Genomic DNA, 15193 nt, shown 5'->3' on the forward strand with positions numbered 1-15193 from the left:
CTACACAGCCATTCAAGTCTAGTCACAAGGAGATTCAGATGAGCAAGATTCTTGCGATCCATGCCAGTCCAAGGGGTGAGCGTTCGCATTCACGGCGCCTCGCGGAAAGCTTTCTCAGTGCCTGGCAATTACGTCATCCGCAGGCGCAGGTCACCCGCCGTGAAGTCGGACGGGCGCCGATTCCAGCGGTCAACGAAGCGTTTGTGGCGGCTGCTTTTTACCCTGAACCCGAAGCTCGGCCGCTGTCGATGCAGGCCGATCTGGCGCTCAGCGATCAACTGGTCGGCGAGTTGTTCGAACACGATCTGCTGCTGATTTCCACGCCGATGTACAACTTCAGCGTGCCCAGCGGCCTCAAAGCCTGGGTCGATCAGATTGTGCGACTGGGCCTGACCTTCGACCACACCCTGGACAACGGCGTAGCCCAGTACACGCCGCTGCTGCAAGGCAAGAAAGCGCTGATCGTCACCAGTCGCGGCGGGTTCGGCTTCGGCCCCGGCGGCGAACTGGAAGCACTGAACCATGCCGATCCATGGCTGCGCACGGCGCTGGGTTTCGTCGGCATCAACGACGTCAGCGTGGTCGCGGCTGAGGGCGAAGAGTCGGCCGAGCGCACCTTCGCGGTATCAGTGGCCGAGGCCGAGCAGCGTTTGCTCGACCTCGCCCGGACGTTCTAAGTGGCCTGGCTGTTCCTGCTGATCGCCGCCGGTTTCGAGGTGACTTTCGCCATGGGCATGAAGTACGCCGAAGGCTTCACCCGCTTGTGGCCGTCGCTGATCACGGTGGTGGCGGCGATTGGCGGGATCTACTTCCTGACGTTGGCGCTGCGCGAGTTGCCGGTGAGCATCGCCTATCCGATCTGGACGGCGATCGGCTCGCTGGGCACGGTGTTTCTCGGTTTTGCCCTGCTCGGCGAGAGCCTGACTCTGGTCAAACTGCTGTCGGTGGGGCTGATTGTGGCGGGGGTGGTGGGCCTGAAGTAGGCTGATGGTGCAGTTGTCATCATCAAGGAGGAGGCTTGGCGGGCGTTTTGCACGTCTGGCATCCACTCAGCGACCACAAGGATGTTTGCCCATGTCACAAGGTTCGGCGACACGTTATCCACTGGTGCTGGTGCCGGGCATGCTCGGGTTCATCCGGCTGGTGCTGTATCCGTACTGGTACGGGATCATCAAGGCGTTGCGCCGTGGCGGGGCGACGGTGATTGCGGTGCAGGTATCGCCGCTCAATTCCACCGAGGTGCGTGGCGAGCAGTTGCTGGCGCGCATCGACGAGATTCTGCGCGAGACCGGCGCTGCCAGGGTCAATCTGTTCGGCCACAGCCAGGGCTCGTTGACCGCGCGTTATGCCGCCGCCAAACGACCGGATTTGATTGCCTCGGTAACGTCCGTAGCCGGGCCCAATCACGGTTCTGAACTGGCCGACTATCTGCAGAAACACTACCCGGCGAACAGCGCCAAGGGCCGCGTGCTTGAGGTGCTGTTGCGTTTTGTCGGCTGGCTGATGGCGTTACTGGAAACCGGTTACCACGGGCCGAAACTGCCGGTGGACATCCACGCTTCGCATCAATCGCTGACCAGCGAAGGCGTGGCGCTGTTCAATCAGCGTTATCCACAGGGCCTGCCCGAGACCTGGGGCGGTCACGGGCCGGAAGAGGTCAACGGCGTGCGTTATTACTCGTGGTCGGGGACGTTGCAACCGGGCAAAACTGATCGCGGTGGCAACCTGTTCGACGGCACCAACCGCAGCTGCCGCTTGTTCGCGAAAACCTTCGTGCGTGAGCCGGGGCAGTGTGACGGGATGGTCGGGCGTTACAGCTCGCACCTCGGCACGGTGATTGGCGACGACTATCCGCTGGATCACTTCGACATCGTCAATCAGTCGCTGGGGCTGGTGGGCAAAGGGGCGGATCCGCTGCGGTTGTTTGTCGAGCATGCGGCGCGGCTAAAGGCTGCCGGCTTGTAAAAGCCAAGACAAGATCAAGAGATCGCAGCCTGCGGCAGCTCCTACAAGGTTTCAGCGTTCATCCACGCGATCACCTGTAGGAGCTGCCGCAGGCTGCGATCTTTTCCATCAGGCAACGCTGATTCTGCGGCCCAACACGGTGGTCCAGCGCTCCGACAGAATCACCCCACCCAACGTCAACACCCCACCCACCAGGTGATACATCGCCAACTGCTCCTTCAACACCACCGCCGCAATCAGCGCGGTAATCAACGGCAGCAAGTTAAAGAACAAGGTCGTGCGACTCGGCCCCAGACGCTGCACCGCCTGCATCCACGCCAGCGGCGCAAGCATTGACGCCAGCAGGCACGCGTAAAGCACCAGCGGAATGTTCTGCGCGGTGAAACCGGTTTTCGGTGAGGCGGCGTACAGCGGAAACAGCACCACAATCGCCACCAGCACCTGCAGGTACAGCAACACCAGCGGCGGCAAACGCAGCTGCCATTTTTTCAGCAGGGTGCTGTAGATCGCGTAGGCCAGGGTGGCGATCAGCATCATCGCGTCACCCAGGTTAACCCCGTGTTGCAGCAGTGCACCGAGGCTGCCTGACGACACCACCACCAGCACGCCGGCGAACGACAGCACTGCGCCGAACAATGCCCCGGCGGTCAGACGCTGGCCGAGGCTGATGATGGCCATGGCCAGCGACATCAGCGGCATCAACGACAGAATAATGCCCATGTTGGTCGCCGTGGTCAGGGTCGCGGCGAAGTAGGCGAGGCTTTGATAGACCGCCATACCCAGCACGCCGAGGATGAAGATCTTGCCCAGGTTCGGGCGGATCTGCGGCCAGTGCGCGATCACCGCTTTGAGCATGAACGGGGTGAACAGCAGGCCGGCCAGCAGCCAGCGATAGAAACCGATCTCGGCGGGGAAGATCGCCCCGACCGCCAGTTTGTTGATCACGGTATTGCCGGCCCAGATGAAAATCGCCAGCAGGGGAAACGCATATTGCATGGGGTTAAAACCAGAACGTTGATGAACGCTGATTATCCCCTGTCTGGATGCAGGCCTATACTGCGAACCAGACAACCTGCCACTGCAACCGGACAGCATGAACAGCAAACACATCGATCTGCTGGATTTCAGCGAACTGCCGTCGGCGGTGTACTTCCGCTACGCCGACTTCAACACCCATGAATATGCGGCGCCGCACCGCCATCCTTGGGGCACGCTGGAATATGCGGCTCACGGTGTGCTGCACATGGACGTCGACGGCAGCCGCTTCATGTCGCCGCCGCACTACGCGGTATGGGTGCCGCCGCAGGTCGAGCACAGTTTCTACAGCCACCAACCGGTCAACTACCGCGCGGTGTGCCTCGACCCCAAAGTCTGCGCCGATCTGCCGCCGCGCGCCTGCACCCTGGCGATCAGCGACATTCTCAAGGCGATTCTCAAGGACTTCGCCGCCCGCGACGTGAAAATCCCCGAACTCGACGCTGACGAGCGTCTGGCCCAGGTGTTGGTCGATCAACTGCAACAGGCGCCGGTGCATGAATGTTATTTGCCGTACGCGAGCAATCCCGGGCTACTGGCGATTCTCGACGCCTTGCAGGCCGATCCGGGCAATAACCTCCCGCTGGCGCACTGGGCGGCGCAGGTGCACGTCAGCGAGCGTACGTTGGCCCGGCAGTTCGTGCGCGAACTGGGGATGAGTTTCGGCGAATGGCGTCAGCGCCTGCGTTACCTCGCGGCTATCGAGGCGCTGGAAAGTACTCGCAGCGTGCAGGAGATCGCCTTCGATCTCGGCTATAGCAGCGGCTCGGCCTTCATTGCCATGTTTGCCCGGCAGGCCGGGTGTACGCCGGAACAGTATCGGCGTAGCCACTTGGAAGGCAGGAAGGTGTAACAAGATTTGGCTACACTTCAACGGAGGCCGCATCCATCGATGCGGCGACAAGGAGAAAACTCCATGAAGATGTTGCGTGTCCCTTTGTTGATGATCGGTCTGCTCCTGTGTTCCCAGGGTTTCGCCGCCACGGCGCAACAGAACAAAATGACTACCTGCAATGCCGACGCTACCGCCAAGAGCCTCAAGGGCGACGAGCGCAAGACTTTCATGAGCACCTGCCTCAAGGCTGCACCGGCCGCCAATGACGGCAAAGTGCTGACCCCGCAGCAGGAGAAAATGAAAACCTGCAACGCCGACGCGAAAACCAAGGCGCTGACCGGCGATGCGCGAAAGACCTTCATGAGTGATTGCCTGAAGAAGAAGTAATCAGCAAGGATTTGCAGTGAACGGGCCGGCCTCTTCGCGAGCAGGCTCGCTCCCACATTGAAATGCGTACCCCCTGTGGGAGCGAGCCTGCTCGCGAAGGGGCCATTGAGCGCGACAATAGCCCCTGCATATCCCTAGTGCTCTCCCCGGATCGCTGGCAGACTGCCAATCCTTTTACGCCGTTCGTTTTGAGGCTGTATGCCAACGTTTTCTGAGCGTCATGTTGTGTTTTGGGTCAGTTGCATCATCATCTGCGGCGGTTTGCTGCTGGCATTGCCGCTGCGCTTGTTGCCCAGCCTGCTGGCCGGTTTGCTGGTGTTCGAGCTGGTCAACATGCTCACCCCGCAACTGCAACGGCTGATCGAAGGTCGGCGTGCGCGCTGGCTGGCGGTGGCGCTGCTGGGCACCCTGGTGGTCAGTGTGCTGGCGCTGATCTTTGCTGGCGCCATCAGTTTCCTGCTGCACGAAGCGGAAAATCCGGGCGCCTCGCTCGACAAATTCATGGGCGTGGTCGATCGCGCGCGCGGGCAACTGCCGCCGTTCCTCGATGCCTACCTGCCGGCCAGCGCTGCGGAATTTCGCGTGGCCATCGGCGAATGGGCGAGCAAGCATCTGTCCGAGCTGCAACTGGTAGGCAAGGACGCGGCGCACATGTTTGTCACCCTGCTGATTGGCATGGTTCTCGGCGCGATCATTGCTCTGCAGCGCGTGCCGGACCTGACCAAGCGCAAACCGCTGGCCGCCGCCCTGTTCGACCGTCTGCATCTGGTGGTTCAAGCTTTCCGCAACATCGTCTTCGCGCAGATCAAGATTTCTCTGCTGAACACGTTCTTTACCGCGATTTTCCTGGTGGTGGTCCTGCCGCTGTTCGGCATCAAGCTGCCGCTGACCAAGACCCTGATCGTCCTGACCTTCCTGCTCGGCCTGCTGCCGGTGATCGGCAACCTGATGTCGAACACGCTGATCACCATCGTCGGCCTGTCGCTGTCGATCTGGGTGGCGGTGGCGGCGCTGGGCTATCTGATCTTTATCCACAAGCTCGAATACTTCCTCAACGCGCGCATCGTCGGCGGGCAGATCAGTGCCAAGTCGTGGGAGTTGCTGCTGGCGATGCTGGTGTTCGAAGCCGCGTTCGGCCTGCCGGGGGTGGTGGCGGGGCCGATTTATTACGCGTATCTGAAGAGTGAGTTGAAGCTGGGCGGGATGGTTTGATCCGATAACTGTGTTGCCTTAGCTGACGCCATCGCTGGCAAGCCAGCTCCCACAGGATTGATAGCGCTTTCGAAAGCGGCGCAGAACCTGTGGGAGCTGGCTTGCCAGCGATGGGCGCAACGCGGTCTTGGATCAGTTCACGGCGCCGTAGCGCTTCATCGCCTCAATCGCCAGACCGCTGCCAATGCTGCCAAAAATATTGCCTTCAACATGTCGCGCATTCGGCAGCATCGCCGAGACGCTGTTGCGCAGTGCCGGAATGCCGCTCGAACCGCCGGTGAAGAACACCGTATCGACCTGAGCCACCGACACGCTGGCATCGTTCAACAGCTGCGTAACGCTGCCGCGCACGCGTTCAAGCAAGGCGTCGATCGACGATTCGAACAGGGCGCGGCTCAGTTCCACGCTCAGGCCCGGCTCAATACGGTCCAGCGGTACGTGGCGGCTGTCGGCGTGGGTCAGCTGGATCTTGGTTTCTTCGACTTCCATCGCCAGCCAGTGCCCGGCGCGCTGTTCGATCAGCTTGAACAGCCGGTCGATACCGCCAGTGTCCTCGATGTCGTAGCGCATGCTGCCCAGCGCCAGGGTGGATTTCTGCGAGTACACCGAGTTGATGGTGTGCCAGGTCGCCAGGTTCATGTGGTGACTGGTCGGCATGTAGGCGCCGCTCTTCATCCGGCTGCCGTAGCCGAACAGCGGCATCAGGCCTTGCAGGCTCAGCTGTTTGTCGAAGTCGGTCCCGCCGATGTGCACGCCGCCGGTGGCGAGGATGTCATCGTGGCGGTTGTCCATGCCGCGACGCTCGGGCGACAGACGTACCAGCGAGAAGTCCGAAGTACCACCGCCGATGTCGACGATCAGCACCAGCTCTTCTTTTTCGATGGTCGACTCGTAGTCGAATGCTGCAGCGATCGGTTCGTACTGGAACGACACATCCTTGAAGCCGAGCTTGCGCGCCACTTCGACCAGGGTGTCTTCGGCTTCCTGGTCAGCCAGCGGGTCGTCATCGACGAAAAACACCGGACGCCCCAGCACCACTTGTTCGAACTCGCGACCGGCGGCCGTTTCGGCACGGCTCTTGAGCTGGCCGATGAACAGCCCCAGCAGATCCTTGAACGGCATCGCCGTGCCGAGCACGCTGGTGTCGTGCTTGATCAGCTTGGAACCGAGCAGGCTCTTGAGCGAGCGCATCAGCCGGCCTTCGTAGCCTTCCAGGTACTCGTGCAGGGCCAGACGACCGTAAACGGGACGGCGCTCTTCGATGTTGAAGAACACCACCGACGGCAGGGTGATCTTGTCGTCTTCCAGCGCGATCATCGTTTCCATGCCGGGGCGCAGCCAGCCGACGGTGGAGTTGGAGGTGCCGAAGTCGATACCACAGGCACGGGCTGGAGAGGCGTTGTTCATGTCTTTCGGGTTCCGGTCAAAAAACGGCCGCGCAGTGTATGTCAGTGCGCGGCAGATTCGAAGGCCGGTCATCTGCTATTTCACGACTAAGCTTCTTGAAAGTCGCAGCTTCGCCCCAAACTTGCTGGCATGGGCCGGCAGACATACCGGCGGTCGCAAGAACCGTCGTCCACTGCCGATAAACTTCTGCTGCGCCACCCGGTCACAAAGTTGAGATCGGTCAACCCGGCACGCGCGAATGAGCGCATGCTGGCCTCGGCGCGAAATCGATAACGGATGGTGATTCCTTCGATGGACTTCAAAGACTATTACAAGATACTCGGCGTGGAGCCGACAGCGGACGACAAGGCGATCAAGGCGGCCTATCGCAAGCTGGCGCGCAAATACCACCCCGATGTCAGCAAGGAAAAAGACGCCGAGGCCAAGTTCAAGGACGCCTCGGAAGCCTATGAAGCGCTGAAAAGCGCCGACAAGCGCGCCGAATATGACGAGCTGCGCCGTTATGGCCAGCACGGTCAGCCGTTCCAGGGCCCGCCGGGCTGGCAGAGCCGTGGCGGTTTTGGCGGCGGCGGTGGCGACACCGGCGACTTTTCGGACTTCTTCAGTTCGATCTTCGGCAATCGCGGCGCCGGTTTCGGTGGCGACGGTCGGCAACAACGCAGTGCAGGGCGCCGAGGTCAAGACGTGGAAATGGAACTGCCGGTCTTCCTTGAGGAGACCCTGTCGGACGAGTCGAAGAAGGTCAGCTTCCAGGTCCCGCAATACAACGCCAACGGTCAGCACGTCAGCAACACCAGCAAGAGCCTGAACGTGAAGATCCCGGCGGGCGTCACCGACGGCGAGCGCATCCGCCTCAAAGGGCAGGGCGCACCGGGCATCGGTGGCGGGGCCAATGGCGACCTGTACCTGACCATTCGCTTTGCGCCGCATCCGAAATTCGATGTCGAAGGCGAAAACCTGATCATCACCCTGCCATTGGCACCGTGGGAGCTGGCGTTGGGCGCTGAAGTGGCCGTGCCGACCCTGACCGGCAAGATCAACCTCAAGGTTCCGGCCGGCAGCCAGAACGGCCAGCGCATGCGCGCCAAGGGGCATGGCTTGAAGAACAAGGCCGGTGAGCGCGGTTACCTGTTCGTGCAGCTCAAGGCCGTGATGCCGAAAACCTCCGACGACGAGGTCAAGGCGCTGTGGCAGGAGCTGGCGAAGAAAGCTGCGTTCAACCCACGAGAGAACTTCTGAATCCGACGACGGAGTAGCCCATCATGAGCAGCCCCCTGATCGTTCAACTGGACATGGCAGAATTCTGTGAGGCGGCCGATCTGTCGGACGTCTACGTGATCGAAATCGTCGAACACGGCATCCTCGAACCTCAGGGCGCGCAGCCCCGGGAATGGCGGTTCACCGACTACGAGCTGAGCCTGGCCAAGCGCGCCGCGAAGTTGCGGCGCGAGCTGGAACTGGAGTGGGAGGGCGTCGCCCTGGCACTTGATCTGCTTGATGAAGTGAAGGAACTGCGAGCCGAGAATCGCATGCTGCGCCAGCGGTTGGGGCGCTTGGTGGTCGAGTAGGTTCGCGGTGATATTGGCCGGCCTCATCGCTGGCAAGCCAGCTCCCACAAGAAACTATGTCGTTCACAAAAAATTTGTATTCGACGCCGAACCTGTGGGAGCTGGCTTGCCAGCGATGAATTCAGCGCAGATTTTCCTGCTTAAACCTTTCTCGGCAACACCACACTGAACAACGTCCCGTCAGCCGCACTCGAGCTGACATTGATCGTCCCGCCATGGGCGGTCACCACTTCCTTGACGATAAACAGACCCAACCCGAGGCTGGTCGACGGCTGCCCGAGTTCTTCGTCGGCGCTGCGCACCAGCGGGTCGAAAATGGTGCCGATCGCCTCTTCGGAAATCGGTGTGCCGTAGTTGTGCACCGTCAGGCACACGTTGTCGCCCTCGCCACGCAGGTCGAGGGTCACGTCGCGCTGGCTGGTGCCGTGCTGCAAGGCGTTGCCGATCAGGTTTTGCAGTAACTGGTCGATTCGCCCGGCGTCCCACACCCCGCTGGTGTCGCCGTGCACCGTGAGCTTGGGATCGGATAGCGGATTACCGGCGCAGGCTTCGGCAATCGCCGCTCGCGCTGCAACGGCCAGATCCATCGGTGCCGGCTCGATCGGCAGGCTACGGCCCAGACGACTGCGTACCAGTTCCAGCAGATCGCTGACCATCGTCGCCATGTGCCGCGCGCCACGCTTGATGTGCTGGGCGCAGGCCAGGGCATCGCCCTCAAGGCTGGATTTGCGCAGCAGCAGTTCGGTGGACATGCTCACCGCCTGCAGCGGCGCACGCAGGTCATGGCCGAGGATGGCGAGGAAAATGTCCCGCGAGCGATTGACCTGCTCGGCGTAGGCCGCGGTGGATTCGGCCAGTGCCTCGTCGATGGCTTCGTTGAAACGGATCATGTCCTGAAAATAGGTCATGTCCGGCGATTCAAGGCTGTTGACCCACAGGCGGATCACGCAGGCACGCAAATGGCGGAATTCACTGGTCATCTGCACCAGGTCAAAACCGACGGTGTGGCGCAGTTCGCCATGGCTGGCGCCGGCCTCGTCCAGGCTCGGGGTCTTTTCCGGGCCTTCGCCCTTGGCTTTGGCAGCCTGTTCGGCGGGGCTTTGCGGCTTGTTCATGTCGCGGGCGGCGGCCCGCAGAATCTCGCTGGCGTGATCGCGCAGCGCAGTGGAATCCAGATAGTCGGCGGCCGGCGTGATGGTCGCGGCGAACTGTTCCCACTCATCGACGATAGGGTCGATATTGGCCACGATGAACTCGGAAAGACGCATGGGCAGTTCCTGAAAAAAGGCGGAGCGAAACGAATATTAGTCCCTTTGGCGGGAAATACACGACCGTTTGCACATCGGTTTTCCTGCCCCATGAAAAAGGCCCCCGGCCCGTGCGCAAGACACGAACCCGGGGCCTTTTGTCGTGCTTCAGAACAGGAAGTAACGCTGAGCCATCGGCAAGGTTTCCGCCGGTTCACACCAGAGCAGCACGCCGTCGGCCTTGACCTGATAGGTCTGCGGGTCGACGTCGATGTTTGGCAGGTAATCGTTGTGGATCAGGTCGGTTTTCTGCACCTCGCGGCAGCCTTTGACCACGCCGATTTTCTTCTTCAGTCCCAGTGCCTCGGGCAGCCCGGCCTCCTGTGCGGCCTGGCTGATGAACGTCAGGCTGGTGGCGTGCAGCGAGCCGCCGTAGCTGGCGAACATCGGGCGGTAGTGCACTGGTTGCGGGGTTGGAATCGAGGCGTTGGCGTCGCCCATCAGACTGGCGGCGATGGCGCCGCCCTTGAGGATCAGCGTCGGTTTCACACCGAAAAACGCCGGACGCCAGAGCACCAGATCGGCCCATTTGCCGACTTCGATCGAACCCACTTCATGGCTGATGCCATGGGTGATCGCCGGGTTGATCGTGTACTTGGCGATGTAGCGCTTGGCGCGGAAGTTGTCGTTGCCTTCGCCGTCCTGCGGCAGCGGGCCGCGCTGCTTTTTCATCTTGTCGGCAGTCTGCCAGGTGCGTGTGATGACTTCGCCGACGCGGCCCATGGCCTGGCTGTCGGAGCTGATCATCGAGAACGCGCCGAGGTCGTGGAGGATGTCTTCGGCGGCGATGGTTTCGCGGCGGATACGGCTTTCGGCGAACGCCACGTCTTCGGCGATGCTCGGGTCGAGGTGGTGGCAGACCATCAGCATGTCGAGGTGTTCGTCGATGGTGTTGCGGGTGAACGGCCGGGTCGGGTTGGTCGAGCTCGGCAGCACGTTAGGGAAACCGCAGGCCTTGATGATGTCCGGCGCGTGGCCGCCGCCGGCACCTTCGGTATGGTAGGTGTGAATCGTGCGGCCCTTGAACGCGCCGAGGGTGGTTTCGACGAAACCCGATTCGTTGAGGGTGTCGGTGTGGATCGCCACCTGGACGTCGTACTGGTCGGCGACGCTCAGGCAGTTGTCGATGCTCGCCGGGGTGGTGCCCCAGTCTTCGTGCAGCTTGAGGCCGATGGCGCCGGCCTTGACCTGCTCGATCAGCGGCTCCGGCAGGCTGGCGTTGCCCTTGCCGGTGAGGCCGATGTTCATCGGGAACGCGTCGGCAGCCTGCAGCATCCGCGCCAGGTGCCAAGGCCCGGAGGTGCAGGTGGTGGCATTGGTGCCGGTGGCAGGCCCGGTGCCGCCGCCAATCATGGTGGTGACGCCGCTCATCAGCGCTTCTTCGATCTGCTGCGGGCAGATGAAGTGAATGTGCGTGTCGATGCCGCCGGCAGTGAGGATCATGCCCTCACCGGCGATTACCTCGGTGCTGGCGCCGATGGCGATGGTCACGTTCGGTTGTACGTCCGGGTTACCGGCCTTGCCGATAGCAGCGATGCGCCCGTCCTTGAGGCCGACGTCGGCTTTGACGATACCCCAGTGATCGATGATCAACGCGTTGGTGATCAGCGTGTCGACCACTTCGGCGGCGAGCAACTGGCTCTGGCCCTGACCGTCGCGGATGACTTTGCCGCCGCCGAACTTCACTTCTTCGCCGTAGGTGGTGAAGTCCTTTTCGACTTCGATCCACAACTCGGTGTCCGCCAGGCGCACCTTGTCGCCGACGGTGGGACCGAACATGTCGGCGTAGGCGTTTCTAGAAATCTTCATGTGCTTGCCTTGGGATTCAATTGGATTTGAGACCGCTCGCATAGCTCGCTTTCGCAGCCTCGCTGCGCTCGACAGCTCCTACAGTCAGTGCTCGGCTCGAGACCGCAGAGCATTTGTAGGAGCTGCCGAAGGCTGCGATCTTTTTGGGGGCGCACCGATCTCAGTCGAGATCACCCATCACCCGCGCGGCAAAACCGAACACCCGGCGATGCCCGGCGTACTCCACCAGCTCGACCTCACGGCTTTGCCCCGGCTCGAAGCGCACGGCGGTGCCGGCGGGGATGTTCAGGCGCATGCCACGGCTGGCGGCGCGGTCGAAGGTCAGCGCGTCGTTGGTTTCGAAAAAGTGATAGTGCGAACCGACCTGGATCGGCCGGTCGCCGCTGTTGGCGACTTTCAGGCTGAGGGTGCGGCGGCCGACATTCAGTTCGATGTCGCCGGGCTGGATCTGGTACTGGCCGGGAATCATGGCCGGGCTCCTTGCAGAATCTTGTAGTAGAGGGCGGTCGGGCGATACGTGCCGTGCGGGTCGCAGGCGTAGTCGGGAATTTCGCCGGCGCGGGTGTAACCCAGGGCCTTGTAGAAATCTTCGGCGGGCGAACCGGCCTCGGTGTCGAGGTAGAGCATGCCGCGCTTGTGCTTGGCCGCTTCGAGCTCCAGCGCATTCATCAATTGCTGGCCGAGGCCACGGCGGCGCGCCTGTTCACGCACCAGCAGCTTCTGCACTTCGGCGCGATTGAGGCCGTTGGCCTTCTGGCACAGGCCCAACTGCACGCTGGCCTGCACCTCTTCATCCTTGACCACCACCCAGAGCAACACGCTGCCCTTGTTCACTTGTTGCTGCACTTCATCGAAGTAGGCGCGGGCCTGCGCGGCATCGAGGTCGGCCATGAAACCGACGCTGGCGCCATAACCCACGGCGTCGAGCAGCAGATCAATCAGGCCCTGACGATAGTGCGCAAAACTTTCCGCATTGACGCGTCGCAGTTGGGCGGGGTTCATCGCGTGTCACTCCTTGTTGGCGACCGGCGGCTGGGCGCCAGGGTTGAGAGTCAGTTGCATGAAGGTCAGATCGAGCCAGCGACCGAATTTGGTGCCGACTTGCGGCATTTGTCCGGTGATGCTGAAACCGGCGCGTTCATGCAGACGAATGGAAGCGGCATTGCCACTTTCGATGGCGGCGACCATCACATGCTTGTCGCAGGCTTTGGCCCGCTCGATCAGCACGCTCATCAATTGCGGGCCAAGGCCATTGCCGCGCTGGTCGCTACGGACATAGACCGAGTGCTCGACGGTATGGCGGAAACCGTCGAACGGCCGCCAGTCGCCAAAGGAAGCGTAGCCGAGCACAACGTTGTCGGCGTCGACGATCACCAGAATCGGGTAGGCCTGGGCCTGCCGGGCGCTGAACCACGCCTGGCGGTTGCCGAGGTCGACCGCCGATTCGTTCCAGATCGCCGTGGTGTTGAGCACCGCGTCGTTGTAGATGTCGCGGATTGCCGGCAGATCGGCATGCAGGGCATCGCGAATGGTGTAGGTCATGGCGCGGCCTCAGACGATCGGTTGGTGGACGGTGACCAGTTTGGTGCCGTCGGGAAACGTCGCTTCGACCTGGATCTCCGGGATCATTTCCGGGATGCCTTCCATCACCTGTTCACGGCTCAGCAGGGTGGTGCCGAAGTGCATCAGCTCGGCCACGGTCTGGCCGTCACGGGCGCCTTCGAGCAGAGCGGCGGAGATGTAGGCCATGGCTTCCGGGTAGTTGAGCTTCACGCCACGGGCCAGTCGGCGCTCGGCGACGAGGCCGGCGGTGAAGATCAACAGCTTGTCTTTTTCGCGTGGGGTCAGGTCCATTTGTTTTCCAAATCTCGGCAGAAGAAGTTAAGTCGTACGCCCTGTCGGAGCTGCCGCAGGCTGCGATCTTTTGATGTTGCTCTTGAGGATCAAAAGATCGCAGCCTTCGGCAGCTCCTACAGGGGTTTAATGGGCAATGCATTTCAGGTGTTCCAGATTCGCGGTGGCTGGGCCGCGCGGCCGAGCAGGGCCGGGCGCAGCAGGCGCCACAGGTCGATCAGCCAGGCGCGGGCCAGCAGCGCCTCGCTCGCCAGGCAGCGGGCGACCAAAAGCCCCGGCAACTGGGTCAGATCGCCGCGCACCTCGTGCTCCAGCGAACGGCAGTGCTCCAGCAGTTCGGCATCGATTTCACCGGTCACCAGCAGCGTCGCAAACACCGGATGGCCATCCATCCCGATCGGCGAATCGAGCAAGCCGTCATTGCCGGTGATCCGTTGACGTTCGTGCCAGAGCAATCGCCCGTCACGGCGGATATCCAGATGCGCTTGAAAGTGTCCGAGGTCGAAGCGCTCGCCACTGGCCGGTCGGCCCAGCGCCACCACGTCCCAGTAGAACAGCCGCGCATCGCCTTCAAGCTCGATTGAGGTGGTGAGTTCAGCCTGAGCGGCGCTGTAGACGATGGTTTCCTGCGGCAGCCATTCCAGCGTCGCACCGGCAGCGACTTTCAGGTCAAGCTGCTGATACGCCGGCCCCGCCGCGCGATACCACTTGGCCGCGCCGGGGCTGGTGATCTGCGCCCAGGCGTCTGCTTCGACGCGGGCGCTGATATTCAGTCGATCACCCCCGGCGATCCCGCCCGGCGGGTGGACGATGATGTGCTGGCAGACCTCGGGGCCTTCGGCGTACAGGTGCTTTTGCACGCGCAGCGGGCCGAGATGCCGGCGCTGAACCGGGCGCGTGCAGTCGCCGAAGCGGGCGTAGGCCAGCTCCAGCTCGGCGTGCCAGCTCGGGGTAAACAGGGCAGTGGGAAGCGGTAAGTTCATGGTTTGTAATTATCGTTAGGAAGCTACAGATTAAATTGTTACCAGACCTCGTACACCCTCGGCCTCCATATTTTCGCCGCGACCCTGCTGCACGATCTCGCCCCGGGACATCACCAGGTACTGATCGGCCAGTTCCGCAGCGAAATCGTAGAACTGCTCCACCAGCAAAATCGCCATGTCGCCACGCGCCGCGAGCTTCTTGATCACCGCGCCGATCTCCTTGATCACCGAGGGCTGGATGCCTTCGGTGGGCTCGTCGAGGATCAGCAAACGCGGACGACTGGCCAATGCGCGCCCGATAGCCAGCTGCTGTTGCTGACCGCCGGACAGGTCGCCGCCGCGGCGCTGCTTCATTTGTAGCAGCACCGGGAACAATTCGTAGATGAAACCTGGTACTTCTTTCGCTTCGCTGCCGGGAAACCGTGACAGGCCCATCAGCAGATTCTCCTCTACGGTGAGCCGGCCGAAGATTTCCCGGCCCTGTGGCACATAGGCGATCCCGGCGTGTACACGCTGGTGCGGCTTGAACGTGGTTATGGGTTGGCCTTCCCAGTTCACCACACCTTCCTTGGCCGGCAACAGGCCCATCAGGCATTTGAGCAGGGTGGTCTTGCCCACGCCGTTGCGCCCGAGCAGGCAGGTGACTTCGCCGACTTTCACGTCAAAGCTCAGGCCGCGCAGGATGTGGCTACCGCCGTAGTACTGGTGCAGCTTGTCGACTTGCAGCATTCTCAAAATCTCCTCAATTCCCTGTGTAGGAGCTGCCGCAGGCTGCGATCTTTTGATCTTGTTTTTAAGATCAGGATCAAAAGATCGCAGCCTGCGGCAGCT

The 15193-nt window shown here is 61.9% G+C and carries 18 protein-coding genes; 8 read left to right on the plus strand and 10 right to left on the minus strand.

Annotation, left to right across the window (positions count from 1 at the left end):
- Positions 1–38: 38 nt before the first annotated feature.
- The 3 genes from JN524_RS16490 to JN524_RS16500 all read left to right on the plus strand — a co-directional run bounded on the left by JN524_RS16490 (position 39) and on the right by JN524_RS16500 (position 1965).
- On the plus strand, positions 39–677 hold the full coding sequence (locus JN524_RS16490; RefSeq protein ID WP_202370009.1) for an FMN-dependent NADH-azoreductase: 639 nt from the start codon (positions 39–41) through the stop codon (positions 675–677).
- A complete protein-coding gene (locus tag JN524_RS16495; RefSeq protein ID WP_135294853.1) occupies positions 678–983 on the plus strand; it encodes a DMT family transporter in 306 nt (101 codons plus the stop codon).
- A 91-nt stretch (positions 984–1074) separates the two neighbouring features.
- Positions 1075–1965, plus strand: coding sequence for an esterase/lipase family protein (locus JN524_RS16500; protein WP_202370010.1), 891 nt, complete (start codon positions 1075–1077; stop codon positions 1963–1965).
- Between the two features lie 108 nt (positions 1966–2073).
- Here the strand turns inward: JN524_RS16500 and JN524_RS16505 are convergent, their stop codons facing one another.
- The gene (locus tag JN524_RS16505; RefSeq protein WP_003221189.1) at positions 2074–2961 is read right to left on the minus strand and encodes a DMT family transporter; all 888 of its coding nucleotides are present in this window, start codon (positions 2959–2961) and stop codon (positions 2074–2076) included.
- A gap of 97 nt (positions 2962–3058) precedes the next feature.
- Between JN524_RS16505 and JN524_RS16510 the strand changes: the two genes are divergently transcribed.
- The 3 genes from JN524_RS16510 to JN524_RS16520 all read left to right on the plus strand — a co-directional run bounded on the left by JN524_RS16510 (position 3059) and on the right by JN524_RS16520 (position 5434).
- Entirely contained in the window at positions 3059–3853 is a 795-nt protein-coding gene (locus JN524_RS16510; protein ID WP_202370011.1) for an AraC family transcriptional regulator, read from the plus strand.
- Positions 3854–3916: 63 nt separating this feature from the next.
- The gene (locus JN524_RS16515; RefSeq protein ID WP_007966973.1) at positions 3917–4222 is read left to right on the plus strand and encodes a PsiF family protein; all 306 of its coding nucleotides are present in this window, start codon (positions 3917–3919) and stop codon (positions 4220–4222) included.
- Positions 4223–4420: 198 nt separating this feature from the next.
- Entirely contained in the window at positions 4421–5434 is a 1014-nt protein-coding gene (locus JN524_RS16520) for an AI-2E family transporter (protein WP_027613551.1), read from the plus strand.
- A 132-nt stretch (positions 5435–5566) separates the two neighbouring features.
- Here JN524_RS16520 and JN524_RS16525 read toward each other — a convergent pair whose 3' ends face one another.
- Positions 5567–6841 carry an Hsp70 family protein gene (locus JN524_RS16525; RefSeq protein WP_202370012.1) on the minus strand — a complete coding sequence of 425 codons (1275 nt, stop codon included), beginning with the start codon at positions 6839–6841 and terminating at the stop codon, positions 5567–5569.
- Between the two features lie 291 nt (positions 6842–7132).
- Here JN524_RS16525 and JN524_RS16530 point away from each other — a divergent pair, with 291 nt between their 5' ends.
- Both JN524_RS16530 and JN524_RS16535 read left to right on the plus strand, forming a co-directional pair.
- Entirely contained in the window at positions 7133–8080 is a 948-nt protein-coding gene (locus tag JN524_RS16530) for a DnaJ C-terminal domain-containing protein (protein ID WP_027613553.1), read from the plus strand.
- A 23-nt stretch (positions 8081–8103) separates the two neighbouring features.
- Positions 8104–8409, plus strand: coding sequence for a chaperone modulator CbpM (locus JN524_RS16535; RefSeq protein ID WP_027613554.1), 306 nt, complete (start codon positions 8104–8106; stop codon positions 8407–8409).
- A gap of 140 nt (positions 8410–8549) precedes the next feature.
- Here the strand turns inward: JN524_RS16535 and JN524_RS16540 are convergent, their stop codons facing one another.
- From JN524_RS16540 to urtE, 8 genes are all read right to left on the minus strand, one after another.
- On the minus strand, positions 8550–9677 hold the full coding sequence (locus tag JN524_RS16540) for a sensor histidine kinase (RefSeq protein WP_202370013.1): 1128 nt from the start codon (positions 9675–9677) through the stop codon (positions 8550–8552).
- A 147-nt stretch (positions 9678–9824) separates the two neighbouring features.
- Positions 9825–11525: an urease subunit alpha gene (gene ureC / locus JN524_RS16545; protein ID WP_202370014.1), complete on the minus strand. Its 1701-nt coding sequence runs from the start codon at positions 11523–11525 to the stop codon at positions 9825–9827.
- A 160-nt stretch (positions 11526–11685) separates the two neighbouring features.
- Positions 11686–11994, minus strand: coding sequence for an urease subunit beta (locus JN524_RS16550; protein ID WP_202370015.1), 309 nt, complete (start codon positions 11992–11994; stop codon positions 11686–11688).
- The gene (locus tag JN524_RS16555) at positions 11991–12527 is read right to left on the minus strand and encodes a GNAT family N-acetyltransferase (protein ID WP_027613558.1); all 537 of its coding nucleotides are present in this window, start codon (positions 12525–12527) and stop codon (positions 11991–11993) included. Before JN524_RS16555 ends, JN524_RS16550 begins: the two co-directional genes overlap by 4 nt.
- Before the next feature lie 6 nt (positions 12528–12533).
- Positions 12534–13067 (minus strand): GNAT family N-acetyltransferase, encoded by a 534-nt coding sequence (locus tag JN524_RS16560; protein ID WP_047600616.1) that lies wholly within the window; start codon positions 13065–13067, stop codon positions 12534–12536.
- Between the two features lie 9 nt (positions 13068–13076).
- Positions 13077–13379, minus strand: coding sequence for an urease subunit gamma (gene ureA, locus JN524_RS16565; RefSeq protein ID WP_007915951.1), 303 nt, complete (start codon positions 13377–13379; stop codon positions 13077–13079).
- Between the two features lie 143 nt (positions 13380–13522).
- Positions 13523–14362 (minus strand): urease accessory protein UreD, encoded by an 840-nt coding sequence (locus JN524_RS16570; RefSeq protein WP_202370016.1) that lies wholly within the window; start codon positions 14360–14362, stop codon positions 13523–13525.
- A 30-nt stretch (positions 14363–14392) separates the two neighbouring features.
- A complete protein-coding gene (gene urtE / locus JN524_RS16575; RefSeq protein ID WP_098966990.1) occupies positions 14393–15091 on the minus strand; it encodes an urea ABC transporter ATP-binding subunit UrtE in 699 nt (232 codons plus the stop codon).
- Positions 15092–15193 lie beyond the last annotated feature (102 nt).

The sequence above is a fragment of the Pseudomonas sp. MWU318 genome (assembly GCF_016756945.1).
Classification (GTDB): domain Bacteria; phylum Pseudomonadota; class Gammaproteobacteria; order Pseudomonadales; family Pseudomonadaceae; genus Aquipseudomonas; species Aquipseudomonas putida_A.

Coding starts and splice junctions, on each gene's coding strand:
- JN524_RS16490 (WP_202370009.1), top strand. CDS start 39: ATGAGCAAGATTCTTGCGATCCATGCCAGTCCAAGGGGTGAGCGTTCG.
- JN524_RS16500 (WP_202370010.1), top strand. CDS start 1,075: ATGTCACAAGGTTCGGCGACACGTTATCCACTGGTGCTGGTGCCGGGC.
- JN524_RS16505 (WP_003221189.1), bottom strand. CDS start 2,961: ATGCAATATGCGTTTCCCCTGCTGGCGATTTTCATCTGGGCCGGCAAT.
- JN524_RS16510 (WP_202370011.1), top strand. CDS start 3,059: ATGAACAGCAAACACATCGATCTGCTGGATTTCAGCGAACTGCCGTCG.
- JN524_RS16515 (WP_007966973.1), top strand. CDS start 3,917: ATGAAGATGTTGCGTGTCCCTTTGTTGATGATCGGTCTGCTCCTGTGT.
- JN524_RS16520 (WP_027613551.1), top strand. CDS start 4,421: ATGCCAACGTTTTCTGAGCGTCATGTTGTGTTTTGGGTCAGTTGCATC.
- JN524_RS16525 (WP_202370012.1), bottom strand. CDS start 6,841: ATGAACAACGCCTCTCCAGCCCGTGCCTGTGGTATCGACTTCGGCACC.
- JN524_RS16530 (WP_027613553.1), top strand. CDS start 7,133: ATGGACTTCAAAGACTATTACAAGATACTCGGCGTGGAGCCGACAGCG.
- JN524_RS16535 (WP_027613554.1), top strand. CDS start 8,104: ATGAGCAGCCCCCTGATCGTTCAACTGGACATGGCAGAATTCTGTGAG.
- JN524_RS16540 (WP_202370013.1), bottom strand. CDS start 9,677: ATGCGTCTTTCCGAGTTCATCGTGGCCAATATCGACCCTATCGTCGAT.
- ureC (WP_202370014.1), bottom strand. CDS start 11,525: ATGAAGATTTCTAGAAACGCCTACGCCGACATGTTCGGTCCCACCGTC.
- JN524_RS16550 (WP_202370015.1), bottom strand. CDS start 11,994: ATGATTCCCGGCCAGTACCAGATCCAGCCCGGCGACATCGAACTGAAT.
- JN524_RS16555 (WP_027613558.1), bottom strand. CDS start 12,527: ATGAACCCCGCCCAACTGCGACGCGTCAATGCGGAAAGTTTTGCGCAC.
- JN524_RS16560 (WP_047600616.1), bottom strand. CDS start 13,067: ATGACCTACACCATTCGCGATGCCCTGCATGCCGATCTGCCGGCAATC.
- ureA (WP_007915951.1), bottom strand. CDS start 13,379: ATGGACCTGACCCCACGCGAAAAAGACAAGCTGTTGATCTTCACCGCC.
- JN524_RS16570 (WP_202370016.1), bottom strand. CDS start 14,362: ATGAACTTACCGCTTCCCACTGCCCTGTTTACCCCGAGCTGGCACGCC.
- urtE (WP_098966990.1), bottom strand. CDS start 15,091: ATGCTGCAAGTCGACAAGCTGCACCAGTACTACGGCGGTAGCCACATC.